General features: G+C 52.0%; 15 protein-coding genes and 1 pseudogene. 13 read left to right on the forward strand and 3 right to left on the reverse strand.

The window, feature by feature from the left end:
- Positions 1 to 2 precede the first annotated feature (2 nt).
- From FHD02_RS06900 to nhaR, 4 genes are all read left to right on the forward strand, one after another.
- A complete protein-coding gene (locus FHD02_RS06900) occupies positions 3 to 1,190 on the forward strand; it encodes an anaerobic sulfatase maturase (RefSeq protein ID WP_220393736.1) in 1,188 nt (395 codons plus the stop codon).
- A 24-nt stretch (positions 1,191 to 1,214) separates the two neighbouring features.
- Positions 1,215 to 2,465, forward strand: a complete 1,251-nt coding sequence (locus tag FHD02_RS06905) for a cytoplasmic protein (protein ID WP_220393737.1) — start codon at positions 1,215 to 1,217, stop codon at positions 2,463 to 2,465.
- 158 nt (positions 2,466 to 2,623) lie between these two features.
- On the forward strand, positions 2,624 to 3,790 hold the full coding sequence (nhaA, locus tag FHD02_RS06910) for a Na+/H+ antiporter NhaA (protein WP_042312462.1): 1,167 nt from the start codon (positions 2,624 to 2,626) through the stop codon (positions 3,788 to 3,790).
- A gap of 38 nt (positions 3,791 to 3,828) precedes the next feature.
- Positions 3,829 to 4,728: a transcriptional activator NhaR gene (gene nhaR / locus FHD02_RS06915; protein ID WP_220393738.1), complete on the forward strand. Its 900-nt coding sequence runs from the start codon at positions 3,829 to 3,831 to the stop codon at positions 4,726 to 4,728.
- A gap of 58 nt (positions 4,729 to 4,786) precedes the next feature.
- On the opposite strand, the gene rpsT is transcribed toward nhaR, so the two are convergent.
- Complete coding sequence (rpsT, locus tag FHD02_RS06920) at positions 4,787 to 5,050, reverse strand: 30S ribosomal protein S20 (RefSeq protein WP_038637070.1); 264 nt, start codon at positions 5,048 to 5,050, stop codon at positions 4,787 to 4,789.
- A 105-nt stretch (positions 5,051 to 5,155) separates the two neighbouring features.
- Between rpsT and FHD02_RS24360 the strand changes: the two are divergent.
- The 9 genes and pseudogenes from FHD02_RS24360 to FHD02_RS06965 all read left to right on the forward strand — a co-directional run bounded on the left by FHD02_RS24360 (position 5,156) and on the right by FHD02_RS06965 (position 13,603).
- Positions 5,156 to 5,371 (forward strand): annotated as a pseudogene (locus FHD02_RS24360) (DUF2575 domain-containing protein).
- A 7-nt stretch (positions 5,372 to 5,378) separates the two neighbouring features.
- Positions 5,379 to 6,317, forward strand: coding sequence for a bifunctional riboflavin kinase/FAD synthetase (gene ribF / locus FHD02_RS06930; RefSeq protein WP_038637072.1), 939 nt, complete (start codon positions 5,379 to 5,381; stop codon positions 6,315 to 6,317).
- 37 nt (positions 6,318 to 6,354) lie between these two features.
- Positions 6,355 to 9,171, forward strand: coding sequence for an isoleucine--tRNA ligase (ileS, locus tag FHD02_RS06935; RefSeq protein ID WP_042312449.1), 2,817 nt, complete (start codon positions 6,355 to 6,357; stop codon positions 9,169 to 9,171).
- On the forward strand, positions 9,171 to 9,668 hold the full coding sequence (lspA, locus tag FHD02_RS06940; RefSeq protein WP_003018932.1) for a signal peptidase II: 498 nt from the start codon (positions 9,171 to 9,173) through the stop codon (positions 9,666 to 9,668). The genes ileS and lspA overlap by 1 nt, the downstream gene beginning before the upstream one ends.
- Before the next feature lie 117 nt (positions 9,669 to 9,785).
- Complete coding sequence (gene fkpB, locus FHD02_RS06945; protein WP_220393739.1) at positions 9,786 to 10,235, forward strand: FKBP-type peptidyl-prolyl cis-trans isomerase; 450 nt, start codon at positions 9,786 to 9,788, stop codon at positions 10,233 to 10,235.
- Between the two features lies 1 nt (position 10,236).
- Positions 10,237 to 11,187, forward strand: coding sequence for a 4-hydroxy-3-methylbut-2-enyl diphosphate reductase (ispH, locus tag FHD02_RS06950; protein WP_032948486.1), 951 nt, complete (start codon positions 10,237 to 10,239; stop codon positions 11,185 to 11,187).
- A gap of 65 nt (positions 11,188 to 11,252) precedes the next feature.
- Positions 11,253 to 12,167, forward strand: a complete 915-nt coding sequence (rihC, locus tag FHD02_RS06955) for a ribonucleoside hydrolase RihC (RefSeq protein ID WP_042312442.1) — start codon at positions 11,253 to 11,255, stop codon at positions 12,165 to 12,167.
- Between the two features lie 97 nt (positions 12,168 to 12,264).
- Positions 12,265 to 12,828, forward strand: coding sequence for a glucose-6-phosphate isomerase family protein (locus FHD02_RS06960; RefSeq protein ID WP_220393740.1), 564 nt, complete (start codon positions 12,265 to 12,267; stop codon positions 12,826 to 12,828).
- Positions 12,821 to 13,603, forward strand: a complete 783-nt coding sequence (locus tag FHD02_RS06965; protein ID WP_061382893.1) for a glucose-6-phosphate isomerase family protein — start codon at positions 12,821 to 12,823, stop codon at positions 13,601 to 13,603. Before FHD02_RS06960 ends, FHD02_RS06965 begins: the two co-directional genes overlap by 8 nt.
- A 111-nt stretch (positions 13,604 to 13,714) precedes the next feature.
- On the opposite strand, the gene FHD02_RS06970 is transcribed toward FHD02_RS06965, so the two are convergent.
- Together FHD02_RS06970 and FHD02_RS06975 are read right to left on the reverse strand one after the other, a co-directional pair.
- The gene (locus FHD02_RS06970) at positions 13,715 to 14,533 is read right to left on the reverse strand and encodes a PTS system mannose/fructose/sorbose family transporter subunit IID (RefSeq protein ID WP_016151643.1); all 819 of its coding nucleotides are present in this window, start codon (positions 14,531 to 14,533) and stop codon (positions 13,715 to 13,717) included.
- Positions 14,533 to 15,330 carry a PTS sugar transporter subunit IIC gene (locus FHD02_RS06975; protein ID WP_042312436.1) on the reverse strand — a complete coding sequence of 266 codons (798 nt, stop codon included), beginning with the start codon at positions 15,328 to 15,330 and terminating at the stop codon, positions 14,533 to 14,535. The genes FHD02_RS06970 and FHD02_RS06975 overlap by 1 nt, the downstream gene beginning before the upstream one ends.

Below are 15,330 nucleotides of genomic sequence, written 5' to 3' on the forward strand. Positions count from 1 at the left end.
AAATGCAGAGAAAAAGTTGTCAGGTCATGATTAAACCGACGGGTTCGGTATGCAATCTGGATTGCAAATACTGTTTTTACCTGGAGAAAGAGAAGCTCTATCCGCAGAGAAAAGCCAATTACAGGATGTCTGAAGATACGCTTGAATTGTTTATCAAACAGCATATCGCCGCGCAGGATGTGGATGAGGTGATTTTTGCCTGGCAAGGAGGGGAGCCAACGTTGATGGGGCTGCCATTTTTTCGACGGGCGGTCGAACTTCAGCAGATATACGCGGGTGAAAAGACAATAATCAATACTTTCCAGACCAACGGTATTTTGATTGATAACGAGTGGGCGATGTTTTTTAAGCAGCATCACGTCCTGGTTGGGGTTTCCATTGACGGTGATGCAGCTTTGCATGATGAATGGCGCGTTACACGTTCAGGAAAGCCGACATACGAAAAGGTTGAACAAGCCATTAAATGTCTGGTACGTCACGGTGTCGAGTTTAATACTCTGACGGTCGTTAACCATACAAATATGCGTTATCCGCTACGGGTCTATGAATATCTGAAAAGCATTGGCAGCCGTTATATGCAGTTTATTCCGCTGGTTGAGAGAAGTGGTGACACAGGATTGGCACATCCTGTTGATAAACAAACTGCAATGATGCCTTGGTCTGTCGATCCTATCGAGTTTGGCCATTTTCTTAATGCAATCTTTGATGTCTGGATCCGTAACGACATTGGCGATGTAGGTGTACAGATTTTTGAGCAAACTTTAGCGGCCTGGTGTGGATTTCCGCCACAGGTATGTGTATTTGCGCCAACCTGTGGTAGTGCGTTTGCGTTGGAAATGAATGGCGACGTTTATAATTGCGATCATTTTGTTTACCCACAGTACAAACTGGGAAATATCCAGGATATGACATTGCGCGCAATAAACAACAGCGAACAGAATCGACAGTTTGGCGAAGATAAGCGCCAAAAAATGGCGCAGGAATGTTATGCCTGTCAGTGGCAGTTTGCCTGTTATGGTGGTTGCCCTAAGCATCGTTTTTTACCTTCAGTTTCTGGTTCTTCGAATCAAAACTACCTGTGCGCGGGTTATCAGGCTTTTTTTGCCCATACCAGCCCAACGATGAATGCGATGAAAACGCTCTATGAAAATGGAATTTCACCCGCAGAGATAAAATCAATATTTGTGTGATAGCAATATTCGCAGGGAGTGAATATGTTTTCTCGAATCAATGTAGATGTGTGTAAAACACCCGATTGTAAAAACCTTGGGGTCTTTAATAGCCCTGATTACTTGGCACAGGGGAAAAATATCCTGTGCCGGGAATGTGGCTTTTTTTTCCCTATCATTTCTGAACGCTCTCTTAACCTATTTCGTCAGTCGGTAAACCAGTCATGGAAGGGGTTGGTTAAGGTTTGCCCAACCTGCGGCAGTACCTCATTAAAAAAGTATGGTTTTTCCGCTCAGGGGGAACCGCGAGTCTATTGCCTGCAATGTCATAAAACGTTTATTTCTCCTGTCAGGCATAAAGACGACCCTCGTCTGGAAGATCTTGCCAGGCTTATCCTGGAGGGTGCTTCACTGGTTGATATTCGTTCGGCGCTGTCTGTTGACAGCACGGGCCTGAACCGCGTTCTACTAAAATTATCCCGTAAGGCAAATCAGGCTGAACGTGAGTTTGTTATTCCGAAATTCGACCTGGTGATGAGTACACGTGCTTTTCGGATAAAATTTAACGGTAGTGACAATAGTCTGTATGTTCTGGTCACTGTTGAGGAGAATAGTGGCCGGGTTATTGCTGTTTCGACTAATTATTCAACCCAGCCTGTTGAGGATGAGTACCAGTATACTTCCTACTACGAAGAACGTTTACCCTCCGGAACGTTAGCGCATCTTGTCCAGCGCAAGGAACTGATGACAATGCGACGGAATATCTTGTTTGATGTGGATTATGGTCCCGCAACGCTATACAGAAATGACTCCGGGATGCTGGTAAAACCTGTCCTGCCAGCTTATCGGCATTTTGAATTAGTCAAAACACTTACTGATGAACGCTCCCTCAATGTTCAGCATTACATTGACCATGAGTGCTTCATATTAGGTGGTTGTATGATGGCTAATTTACAACACGTCCAGCAAGGGCGCTGCCATATCTCGTTTGTAAAGGAAAGAGGGGACAGGCCTGCGCAAAGTGGTATTCCGTACCGCATGTTTCAAAGTGGAGGGATTCGTAATAATGTCTGGCGTACCTATTCCACCCAAGATTATGCGATAGCAGTATGTAGCCTAACGGGTAATAAAAAAACGGGCATGCTGCGCCATGCTACGCTTGCCGGAGCAACGGAGTTTATTACGTACATCAATAGACACCCGTTTTTGACACAAATTAATCATATGTCACCCAGCAATGTCGTTTCAACGCTGGATTATCTCCGCTATGCCTTCAATGCCCGCCACATCGAATGACATGACTGCTAAGGTTAAATACTGATTTTCAGCAGTTACCTCCTGGATATATGGTTCGTAAAAACCGATCTATTCATCATAAATAATCTAATTTTAACGAGCTTTTTGAGGGTGTAAGATAGTATTTACGAAGTATTCACCTAATAGAGAGAATAAAAGTGAAACATCTGCATCGTTTTTTTAGTAGTGACGCCTCGGGGGGCATCATCCTGATCATCGCAGCCGTCGTCGCTATGTTGATGGCAAATATCGGGATCACCAGTGGATGGTACCACGCCTTTCTGGAAACGCCCGTTCAACTGCGGGTTGGCGCGCTTGAGATCAACAAAAATATGCTGCTGTGGATCAATGACGCGTTGATGGCGGTGTTCTTCCTGTTGATTGGTCTGGAGGTAAAGCGCGAGTTAATGCAGGGGTCGCTGGCCAGTCTGCGTCAGGCTGCATTTCCGATCATTGCCGCTATCGGGGGGATGATTGTCCCGGCGCTACTGTATCTGGCATTTAACTATGCTGACCCTATCACTCGTGAAGGGTGGGCGATCCCGGCTGCAACGGATATCGCTTTTGCATTAGGCGTGCTGGCATTGTTGGGCAGTCGTGTTCCGTTGGCGCTGAAAATCTTCCTCATGGCGCTGGCGATTATCGATGATCTTGGCGCTATCGTGATCATTGCGCTGTTCTACACCAGCGATCTCTCGCTGCTGTCGCTGGGCGTTGCCGCGTGTGCCATTCTCGTCCTGGCAGCCTTGAATCTGTGTGGCGTGAGACGTACCGGGATTTATATTCTGGTGGGCGTGGTGTTATGGACTGCGGTACTGAAGTCCGGCGTGCATGCGACGCTGGCTGGCGTGATCGTCGGTTTCTTCATTCCGTTAAAGGAAAAACACGGACGTTCACCGGCAAAGCGTCTGGAGCATGTTTTGCATCCGTGGGTGGCATACCTGATCCTGCCGCTGTTTGCCTTCGCTAACGCGGGTGTCTCACTGCAGGGTGTCACCATTGATGGGCTGACCTCCGTATTACCGTTGGGGATTATTGCAGGTCTGTTGATTGGTAAACCCCTGGGTATCAGCCTGTTTTGCTGGCTGGCGTTACGCTTAAAGCTGGCGCAATTACCTGAAGGAACGAATTTCCAGCAGATCATGGCGGTTGGGATTCTGTGCGGTATTGGCTTTACGATGTCAATTTTCATCGCCAGCCTGGCGTTTGGTAATGTCGATCCTGAGCTGATTAACTGGGCGAAACTGGGGATCCTGATTGGCTCCTTGCTGTCGGCGGTAATTGGTTACTGCTGGTTACGCACCCGGTTAAACGCATCCGCCTGACAGGATAACCCTTTCGTGACAATTTTCAGGGAGAGAGTATGTCTCATATAAATTACAACCACCTGTATTACTTTTGGCATGTCTATAAAGAAGGGTCGGTGGTTGGTGCAGCAGAAGCGCTTTATCTGACACCGCAGACCATTACCGGGCAGATCAAAGCGCTTGAAGAACGTTTACAGGGAAAGTTGTTCAAGCGGAAGGGGCGTGGGCTGGAGCCAAGTGAGTTAGGCGAGTTAGTCTTTCGTTATGCAGATAAAATGTTCACGCTAAGCCAGGAAATGCTGGATATCGTGAACTACCGCAAAGAGTCTAACTTGCTGTTTGATGTCGGTGTGGCGGATGCACTATCCAAACAGCTGGTCAGCCGTGTGTTGGATGCTGCGGTGGTGGAAGATGAACAAATCCATCTGCGTTGTTTTGAATCAACGCACGAGATGCTGCTGGACCAACTCAGCCAGCATAAGCTGGATATGATTATCTCTGACTGTCCGATTGATTCTACGCAACAGGAAGGGTTGTTCTCGGTGCGCATAGGCGAATGCGGCGTGAGTTTTTGGTGCACCCAGCCTTTGCCTGAGAAGCCGTTTCCGGCCTGTCTGGAAGAGCGTCGATTACTGATTCCTGGACGACGTTCGATGCTCGGTCGTAAGCTGTTGAACTGGATTAACTCACAAGGCTTGAACGTTGAAATCCTCGGCGAGTTTGATGACGCAGCGCTGATGAAAGCTTTTGGTGCAACGCATAACGCTATTTTCGTTGCCCCGACGCTCTATTCGAACAACTTCTATGCCGATGATTCGATTGTTGAGATTGGGCGCGTGGAGAATGTGATGGAGGAGTACCACGCTATATTTGCGGAAAGGATGATCCAGCATCCGGCGGTGCAGCGTATTTGTAATGCGGACTACTCGGCGCTCTTTACGCCAATGAACAAATGACAGCCATAAAAAAACCCGCTTGCGCGGGTTTTTTCACAAAGCGACAACAAGCAGGCGATTAAGCCAGTTTGTTGATCTGTGCAGTCAGGTTTGCTTTATGACGTGCAGCTTTGTTTTTGTGGATCAGACCTTTAGCAGCCTGACGGTCCACGAGTGGTTGCATTTCGTTAAATGCTTTCAGTGCAGTAGCTTTGTCGCCAGCTTCGATAGCTGCGTATACTTTCTTGATGAAAGTACGCATCATAGAGCGACGGCTAGCGTTGTGCTTGCGGGCCTTTTCAGACTGAACGGCGCGCTTCTTAGCTGATTTGATATTAGCCAAGGTCCAACTCCCAAATGTGTTCTATATGGACAATTCAAAGGCCGAGGAATATGCCCTTTTAGCCTTCTTTTGTCAATGGATTTGTGCAAATAAGCGCCGTTTAAATTGCAGCACTCGTTGCGTAGTGATGGCGCAGGATTCTACCAGCTTGCGTGGCGTGAATACAGCTTTTCCACGAGAAAAATTGCATTGGATTGCCCGTAAAGGTCTGCAATTTGTTTCATAACAATGAAAACCATCCTCTTTCTGTTTCGGAGAAACAATCGCCGGTTAACCTTGACCGCGGTACAGGGTATACTTTCACGATTTTCACTGTTTTGAGCCAGACATGAAGCTGATACGAGGCATACATAATCTCAGTCAGGCCCCGCATGGGTGTGTGCTGACTATTGGTAATTTCGACGGCGTGCACCGTGGTCATCGTGCGTTGCTGCAGGGCTTACGGGAAGAAGGGCGCAAACGCAATTTGCCGGTGATGGTGATGATTTTCGAGCCACAGCCATTAGAGCTGTTTGCAACGGACAAGTCGCCTGCGCGCCTTACTCGCCTGCGAGAAAAACTGCGTTATCTGGCGGAGTGTGGCGTAGATTACGTACTGTGCGTGCGTTTTGACAGGCGCTTCGCGGCATTAACAGCGCAGACTTTTATCAGCGATCTGCTGGTTAAGCGCCTTGGTGTACAATTTCTTGCCGTGGGCGATGATTTCCGCTTTGGCGCTAGCCGTGCGGGCGATTTCTTGTTATTACAGGAAGCGGGCGCTGAGTATGGCTTTGATATCACCAGCACCCAAACCTTCTGCGAAGGCGGTGTGCGCATTAGCAGCACTGCGGTACGTCAGGCGCTGGCAGAAGATAACCTGCAACTGGCCGAAAGCCTGCTTGGGCACCCTTTTACCATCTCAGGACGGGTGGTACATGGTGACGAGTTAGGACGCACCATTGGTTTTCCGACGGCAAACTTACCGCTTCGTCGCCAGGTTTCTCCGGTGAAAGGGGTTTATGCGGTTGAAGTGATGGGGCTGGGTGACAAACCTTTTCCCGGCGTTGCCAACATCGGCACCCGCCCGACGGTAGCCGGCGTACGTCAGCAGTTGGAAGTGCATCTACTGGACGTTGTAATGGACCTCTACGGTCGCCATATAGATGTAGTGCTGCGTAAAAAAATTCGCAGCGAGCAGCGATTTGCCTCGCTGGATGAACTAAAAGCGCAGATTGCGCGTGATGAGTTGACTGCCCGCGATTTTTTTGGGCTAACAAAACCGGCTTAATGCCTATACGAGTTTTAAATACGGAACCGAGAATCTGATGAGTGACTATAAATCAACCCTGAATTTGCCGGAAACAGGGTTCCCGATGCGCGGCGATCTCGCCAAGCGCGAACCGGGAATGCTGGCGCGTTGGACTGATGATGACCTGTACGGCATCATTCGTGCGGCCAAAAAAGGCAAAAAAACCTTCATTCTGCATGATGGCCCTCCTTATGCGAATGGCAGTATTCATATTGGTCACTCGGTTAACAAGATTCTGAAAGACATTATCGTGAAGTCCAAAGGACTCACGGGCTATGACTCGCCTTACGTTCCGGGCTGGGACTGCCACGGTCTGCCGATCGAGCTGAAAGTAGAGCAGGAATATGGCAAACCGGGCGAGAAGTTCACCGCCGCTGAGTTTCGCGCTAAATGCCGTGAATACGCTGCTACACAGGTTGACGGTCAGCGTAAAGACTTTATCCGTCTTGGCGTGCTGGGCGATTGGTCGCATCCGTACCTGACCATGGACTTCAAAACCGAAGCCAACATCATTCGCGCGCTGGGTAAAATCATCGGCAACGGTCACCTGCATAAAGGTGCGAAGCCGGTGCACTGGTGCGTTGACTGCCGTTCCGCGCTGGCGGAAGCGGAAGTTGAGTATTATGACAAAACCTCCCCGTCCATCGATGTGGCGTTCCACGCAGCCGATCAGGACGCGGTGAAAGCGAAATTTGCCGTTTCTGACGTTAACGGCCCGATCTCGCTGGTTATCTGGACCACCACCCCGTGGACGTTGCCGGCGAACCGCGCGATCTCCCTGGCGCCTGATTTTGACTATGCGCTGGTGCAGATCGATGGCCAGGCCGTGATTCTGGCGAAAGATCTGGTTGAAAGCGTCATGCAGCGTATTGGCGCGGCTGACTACACCATTCTGGGTACCGTTAAAGGCGCAGAGCTGGAACTGTTGCGCTTTACCCACCCGTTTATGGGTTTTGACGTGCCAGCGATTCTGGGCGATCACGTCACGCTGGATGCGGGTACCGGGGCGGTACATACCGCGCCTGGCCACGGCCCGGACGACTATGTCATCGGTCAAAAATATGGTCTGGAAGTGGCGAACCCGGTTGGTCCGGATGGCGCTTATCTGGCGGGCACCTACCCGACCCTGGACGGCGTAAACGTCTTTAAAGCCAACGATATTGTTGTCGCTCTGCTGAGCGAAAAAGGCGCGTTGCTGCACGTCGAGAAGATGCAGCATAGCTATCCGTGCTGCTGGCGCCATAAAACGCCGATCATCTTCCGTGCGACCCCGCAGTGGTTCGTGAGCATGGATCAGAAAGGCCTGCGCGCGCAGTCCCTGAAAGAGATCAAAGGCGTGCAGTGGATCCCTGACTGGGGCCAGGCACGTATTGAATCCATGGTTGCCAATCGTCCTGACTGGTGTATCTCACGTCAGCGGACGTGGGGTGTGCCGATGTCTCTGTTCGTTCACAAAGACACCGAAGAGCTGCATCCGCGCGCTATCGAACTGATGGAAGAAGTGGCTAAACGCGTTGAAATTGACGGTATCCAGGCGTGGTGGGATCTCGATCCGAAAGATATCCTCGGCGATGAAGCAGACCAGTATGTCAAAGTCCCGGATACGCTGGACGTATGGTTTGACTCTGGTTCCACCCACTCATCCGTTGTGGACGTGCGTCCTGAATTTGCTGGCCACGCAGCGGATATGTATCTGGAAGGCTCTGACCAACACCGCGGCTGGTTCATGTCTTCTCTGATGATCTCCACCGCCATGAAAGGCAAAGCACCTTATCGCCAGGTACTGACTCACGGTTTCACCGTGGATGGTCAGGGCCGTAAGATGTCCAAGTCTATCGGTAACACCGTTTCTCCGCAGGACGTGATGAACAAACTCGGCGCGGATATTCTGCGTCTGTGGGTCGCGTCTACCGATTACACCGGTGAAATGGCGGTTTCTGACGAAATCCTGAAACGTGCAGCCGACAGCTATCGTCGTATCCGTAACACCGCGCGCTTCCTGCTGGCGAACCTGAACGGGTTCGATCCAGTAAAAGACATGGTGAAACCGGAAGAGATGGTGGTGCTGGACAGGTGGGCGGTAGGTTGTGCGCAAGCGGCCCAGGAAGAGATCCTGAAAGCTTACGAAGCCTATGACTTCCACGAAGTGGTACAGCGCCTGATGCGTTTCTGCTCCGTCGAAATGGGTTCGTTCTACCTCGACATCATCAAAGACCGCCAGTACACCGCGAAAGCGGAAAGCCGGGCGCGTCGTAGCTGCCAGACTGCGCTGTTCCACATTGCAGAAGCGCTGGTTCGCTGGATGGCGCCGATCATGTCCTTCACCGCTGATGAAATCTGGGGCTACCTGCCGGGCGATCGTGAAAAATACGTCTTTACCGGTGAATGGTACGAAGGCCTGTTTGGCTTAGGCGAAACCGAGGCGATGAACGATACCTTTTGGGACGAGCTGCTGAAAGTACGCGGCGAAGTGAACAAGGTTATCGAGCAAGCGCGTGCGGATAAGAAAGTCGGCGGTTCTCTGGAAGCGGCAGTCACCCTGTACGCTGAACCCGAACTGGCGGCGAAACTGACCGCACTCGGCGAAGAGTTGCGCTTTGTGCTGCTGACCTCCGGCGCGAGCGTTGCGGACTATGCCGCGGCGCCAGCTGATGCTCAGCAGAGCGAATTGCTCAAAGGTCTGAAAATCGTACTGAGCAAAGCCGAAGGTGAGAAGTGCCCGCGTTGCTGGCATTACACTACCGACGTCGGCCAGGTGGCGGAACATGCAGATATCTGCGGACGCTGTGTCAGCAACATCGCCGGTGATGGCGAACAACGTAAGTTTGCCTGATGAGTAAGCCTCTTTGTTCAACAGGACTACGCTGGCTATGGCTGGTGGTAGTCGTGCTGATTATCGATTTGGGCAGCAAGTACCTGATCCTCCAGAACTTTGCTCTGGGGGATACGGTATCGCTGTTCCCGTCGCTTAATCTGCACTACGCGCGAAACTATGGCGCGGCGTTTAGCTTCTTAGCCGACAGCGGCGGCTGGCAACGTTGGTTTTTTGCCGGTATCGCTATTGGTATCTGCGTCATCCTGATGGTGATGATGTATCGCTCGAAGGCGACGCAGAAGCTGAACAACATCGCGTATGCGTTAATCATTGGCGGTGCGCTGGGCAATCTGTTCGATCGCCTGTGGCATGGCTTCGTGGTTGATATGATTGACTTTTACGTCGGTGACTGGCATTTCGCGACATTCAACCTGGCTGATACGGCAATCTGTATCGGCGCGGCATTGATTGTTCTCGAAGGCTTCTTACCGTCGAAAGAGAAAAAAGCCGCATAAAAAAATGCCGGATGGCGCTATGCTAATCCGGCTTACAATCTATCGCGAACCTTGTAGGCCCGGTAAGCGTAGCGCCACCGGGCAAACAGGCGGCAGCAATTTTAAAGAGCAACCTGCATGTCTAAATCAGTACAGAGTAACAGTGCGGTGCTGGTGCACTTCACCCTTAAGCTCGACGATGGCTCCACCGCAGAGTCAACCCGCAATAACAGCAAGCCTGCGCTGTTTCGCCTGGGCGATGGTTCTCTGTCTGAAGGACTGGAACAACACCTGCTGGGCCTAAAAGAGGGTGATAAAACCACTTTTGCTCTGGAGCCGGATGCCGCCTTTGGCGTGTCAAGCCCGGACTTAATTCAGTATTTCTCGCGTCGGGAATTTATGGACGCGGGCGAGCCAGAAATTGGCGCTATCATGCTCTTTACCGCAATGGACGGCAGTGAGATGCCTGGCGTGATTCGTGAAATCAACGGTGACTCGATCACGGTTGATTTCAACCATCCGCTGGCCGGGCATACCGTTCATTTTGATATTGAAGTGCTGGAAGTCGAACCGGCACTGGAGGCGTAAAATGCAGATCCTGTTGGCTAACCCGCGCGGTTTTTGCGCTGGCGTAGACCGCGCTATCAGCATTGTAGAAAACGCGCTGGCTATTTATGGCGCGCCGATTTATGTCCGTCATGAGGTGGTGCATAACCGCTATGTGGTGGATAGCCTGCGCGAGCGCGGCGCTATTTTCATTGAACAAATCAGTGAAGTGCCGGACGGCGCGATCCTAATTTTCTCCGCTCATGGCGTCTCTCAGGCTGTGCGTAACGAAGCCAAAGGCCGTGACCTCACGGTTTTCGATGCCACCTGTCCGTTAGTCACCAAAGTGCATATGGAAGTGGCGCGCGCCAGCCGTCGCGGTGAAGAGTCAATTCTGATTGGTCACGCCGGGCACCCGGAAGTCGAAGGCACGATGGGGCAGTACAGCAACCCGCAAGGGGGAATGTATCTGGTTGAATCACCGGAAGATGTACTGAAACTGAATGTGAAAAATGAAGGAAAATTATCCTTCATGACGCAGACCACGCTCTCCGTTGACGACACCTCTGACGTTATTGACGCGCTGCGTCAACGCTTCCCGAAAATTGTCGGGCCACGCAAAGACGATATCTGTTATGCCACCACCAACCGTCAGGAAGCGGTTCGCGCGCTGGCGGAACAGGCTGATGTGGTGCTGGTGGTCGGCTCGAAAAACTCCTCTAACTCCAACCGTCTGGCTGAACTGGCCCAGCGCATGGGGAAAGCGGCGTATCTGATCGACGATGCGACCGATATCCAGGAAGCGTGGGTAAAAGAGGCGAAGTGTGTGGGCGTGACGGCCGGAGCCTCGGCACCGGATATCCTGGTGCAAAACGTGATCGCTCGCCTGCAGGAGCTTGGCGGTGGGGAAGCTATCCCCCTGGAAGGCCGTGAAGAAAATATCGTTTTCGAAGTGCCTAAAGAGCTGCGTGTGGATGTTCGTGAAGTAGAGTAAGTCTTTCACGATACGATTATGAGAAGATGCCAGACTTAACGTCTGGCATTTTTTATGGAGAAACCATGCGCTTACCGATCATTCTTGATACCGATCCCGGCATTGATGATGCCGCCGCTATTGCCGCCGCGCTGTTTGCCCCTGAGCTGGATCTGCAACTGATGACCACGGTAGCAGGCAACGTTTCGGTGGAAAAAACTACCCGTAATGCGTTGCAGTTGCTGCATTTCTGGAATGCGGATATTCCGCTGGCGCAAGGGGCATCAATGCCACTGGTACGGCCGCTGCGAGATGCCGCTTCCGTGCACGGCGAGTCCGGTATGGAAGGATATGAATTTGTTGAACATGACCGCCAGGCGATGGCAAAACCCGCCTTCCAGGCTATTCGTGACGCGCTGATGCATGCCCCGCAGCCCGTGACGTTGGTGGCGATTGGTCCGCTGACCAACATTGCGCTGTTGCTGACCCATTACCCTGAATGCGTATTCAATATTCATCGTCTGGTGATTATGGGCGGTTCAGCCGGGCGCGGGAATTTCACGCCAAACGCTGAGTTTAATATTGCTATCGATCCTGAGGCCGCCGCGAAAGTTTTCCACAGCGGGCTGGAGATTGTGATGTGTGGGCTGGATGTCACTAATCAGGCTATGCTCGCCCCGGACTATCTGGCGACCTTGCCTCAGCTTAACCAGACGGGAAAAATGCTGCACGCGCTATTTAGCCATTACCGCAGCGGCAGTATGAATACAGGACTGCGGATGCACGACCTGTGCGCGATTGCCTGGCTGGTGCGCCCGGAACTGTTTACCCTGCAGCCGTGCTTCGTGGCGGTGGAAACTCAGGGGGAATATACCTCGGGTACTACGGTGGTGGATATTGAAGGGCGTTTGGGGCATCCGGCAAATGCCCAGGTTGCACTGGATCTTGACGTTGAGGGGTTCCAGCAGTGGGTGGCAGAGGTGCTGGCGCTGGCACCTTGAGGCTGTGATCCGGCCCGCAATATGCAGACAGAATTAGCAGGTTAATCGATTAATCTGCTAATCTTATCCCGTTGTTCTCCTCGGGCCGGAGACACATATGAACCTTTCTTTTATCCAGCCACCGCAGGTGGCGTGGGCAAGCGGCGCATTAGCCGATGGCCCGTTATTGCGTAAATCCACTCGCATTCAGGATCTTACTGACGTTTTTGCCGATGAAAATGCCCGCCAGCAACTGTCAGGCGAGCAGGTCGTATATGACGTTGAGATGTTGCATACGTCCCCCGCAGAAGGTGAACTTTACACCGGTGTTACCCATCTTTATCCTGGACGGATCGGCCGCGAGTATTTTATGACCCGTGGGCATTTCCATGCGCGTCGCGAACAGGGTGAGGTCTATTTTGGTCTGCGTGGCACGGGGTTGCTGCTGTTGCAAACTGAACAGGGTGAGGCGAGGCTGGAAAAGGTATTCGCCGGATCCGTCCACATCATTCCCGGTTTTACCGCACACCGGTTGATCAACACAGGGGAAGAGATTCTGTCGGCGCTCGCCGTATGGCCAGGGATTGCAGGCCATGATTATGCGGCGCTGACCAGGGGCTTCAGAATAAGAGTCTTTGAGGAAAATAAGACGATTCAGGCGAAGGAGGAACAGAATGGCTGACTTAGCGCATTCTTATGGCCTGGATATGAGGGTTCATCACCATCCGCTTGGCTTTAGCTATGGGGATGAAGTCACTGGGCCGATGCCGGAGATTCGCCGACTCGATCACATTCGCGCCTCACTGCGCGATCCGCATTGTGAGGGGCCGGAAGAGGTGTATGCCATTGCGATGGATGTGGCACGAATGCAGGATCGCGAAGAGCTGAAAAAGCGGATGCTGTTGTTTGGCGTGGTGACTTATGCAGCGGGACGGCTGGGGGAAGAGCCGGTGCGTAGCCAGGGGCATATTCATCGTATCAGCCAGCACAGCGGCTGGTCCCCGCCGGAGCTTTACGAAATCTGGCAGGGAAAAGCGATAATCTATATGCAGGAGTATGTCGAGGACGACCCTGGGCGTTGTTTTGCTGTGATTGCCGGACCCGGTGAAAAAGTGCTGGTTCCGCCCGGTTGGGGGCATGCGACCATATCCGCAGATCCGAATATACCGTTAACTTTTGGTGCGTGGTGCGATCGTGAATATGGTTTTGAGTACGAGGCTGTGCGCGCGCATAAAGGGTTGGCGTGGTACCCGTTATTGCAGGGCAACCATGTCATCTGGCAGCATAATTCGCGATACATACCCGGGAGATTACACGCCGTTACGCCCCGACAATATACGGAATTCTCGATTACTTCCGCGCCTGTTTACCAGCAATTCATCGAGGACCCGGCGCGCTTTCAATTTATATCACGCCCGGACAGGCACCCCGAGCTGTGGCAAAACTTCCATCCATAAAATAACCGGGGCATAGCCCCGGTTCTGATTTTGCCTGGCCTACAAACTGAAAAACGCGGTACAGTAGAGTAGGCCGGATAAGCGTATGTGCCATCCGGCAAATGACAGGCACTACCCTGCAAACAGGCCTGTCGCAACGCCGAGCGCAGCCAGTATCAACAATAAAATCATCGCTTTTACTGGCGACACGCCACGCTTGGCCATCAGATACCACGTGCCCAATACAACAATCAGCGGCAATAGCTGCGGGAAAATTCCGTCCAGCATCTGTTGCACATGAATATTTACCCCATCCTTGGTGATAAATTCCAGCCCGGTGCCAAGTTTAACGTAGCTCGCCGCTACGCCCCCCATAACAAACACGCCCAATAGTGATAACGCTTCACGCAGGCGGGCAGATTTGCTGCTCACCAGCATTTCCACCGAGCCGGATCCCATTTTGTAGCCTTTGAGGAACAAAAACCATGAGCCGGGAATAATGATTGCCAGCCAGGCGACGGTATAAAACAGCGGTCCCAGAATGTTACCACCAGCCGCCAGGGCCATACCGATACTGAGCAGGATAGGGATCAGCATGCCCGGGATCATCGAATCGCCAATCCCGGCTATAGGGCCCATCAGTCCAACCTTCAGGGTATTAATCGTTTCCCCATCGATCGGCTCACCGTTCGCTTTTTTCTCTTCCAGCCCCAGTACCATGCCATTAACGATCGCGCCTATCTGCGGCTCCGTATTATAAAACGAGGCGTGACGGCGCAGCATTTCAGTACGTTGGGCGGCGTCGGGATAGAGCTTTTTCGCCACCGGGAGCATACTCAGGCAAAAGCCAAAAGATTCCAGACGTTCAAAGCTCATAGATGACAAGTTGTGCATCATCCATGCGCGCCAGCAGCGGCGAAGATCTTTACGCGTAAGTGTACGTTCTTCCATCAGAATTCATCCTCATCATCAACGACCGACTTTGCATGCGTAGTCTGTGGCGGTTCTGGTTTGTAGTTGTAATGGATCAACGCCAACAGCGAACCGACGATCACTAGCGCGACCATGTTGAGTTTTAAAAAGACGATGCAGACAAAACCGACGAGGAAGTAGATCAGCATGGTGTAATTTTTGATAATCTGCTTAAGCAAAATCGCGATCCCGACGGCGGGTAAAATGCCTCCCAGTACGTTCATCGTCGACAGAACAATTTTCGGCAAACTGTCCATAAAACCGCTGATATATTGCGCCCCGAAGTAGACCGCAATAAAGGTCGGTACAAAACGCAGGACAAAGTTTGTCACCTGTGGCCAGATGGCGCTGTTCAGGTAAATACCGCGTTCGTCGCCCCGCTCCAGCGCCACATCTGCCCGGTGATTCCAGAAGGAGTTCAGTACCATCATCGCGTTAAACAAAATGGTGCCGGCGATACCGATGGTGGCTGCCAGCGCGACCGCGACCTCGGGGCCCTTTCCGGAAAGGATCCCTAAAGCAATAGCCGGGTAAGCAACAAAGTTGAGGTCGGCGGGCATCGAACCGCCAGGTGTAACCATCGCGATATATACTGCCTGAACCGCGACGCCAATCATGATCCCCGTTTTAATATCGCCAAGGATAATCCCGACCAACATTCCGGAAATCAGCGGACGGGTGATCAGATACCAGCCGCCAGTCAGTCCCAGCAGCCAGGGGCTGCTGAGCGCGCCGAGGTAGCAAAGTATGCCAATCAACGTAGCTTCGATAATCAT

It is taken from the genome of Citrobacter sp. EC_71, from assembly GCF_019584005.1.
In the GTDB taxonomy this organism is placed as follows: Bacteria; Pseudomonadota; Gammaproteobacteria; order Enterobacterales; family Enterobacteriaceae; genus Citrobacter; species Citrobacter werkmanii.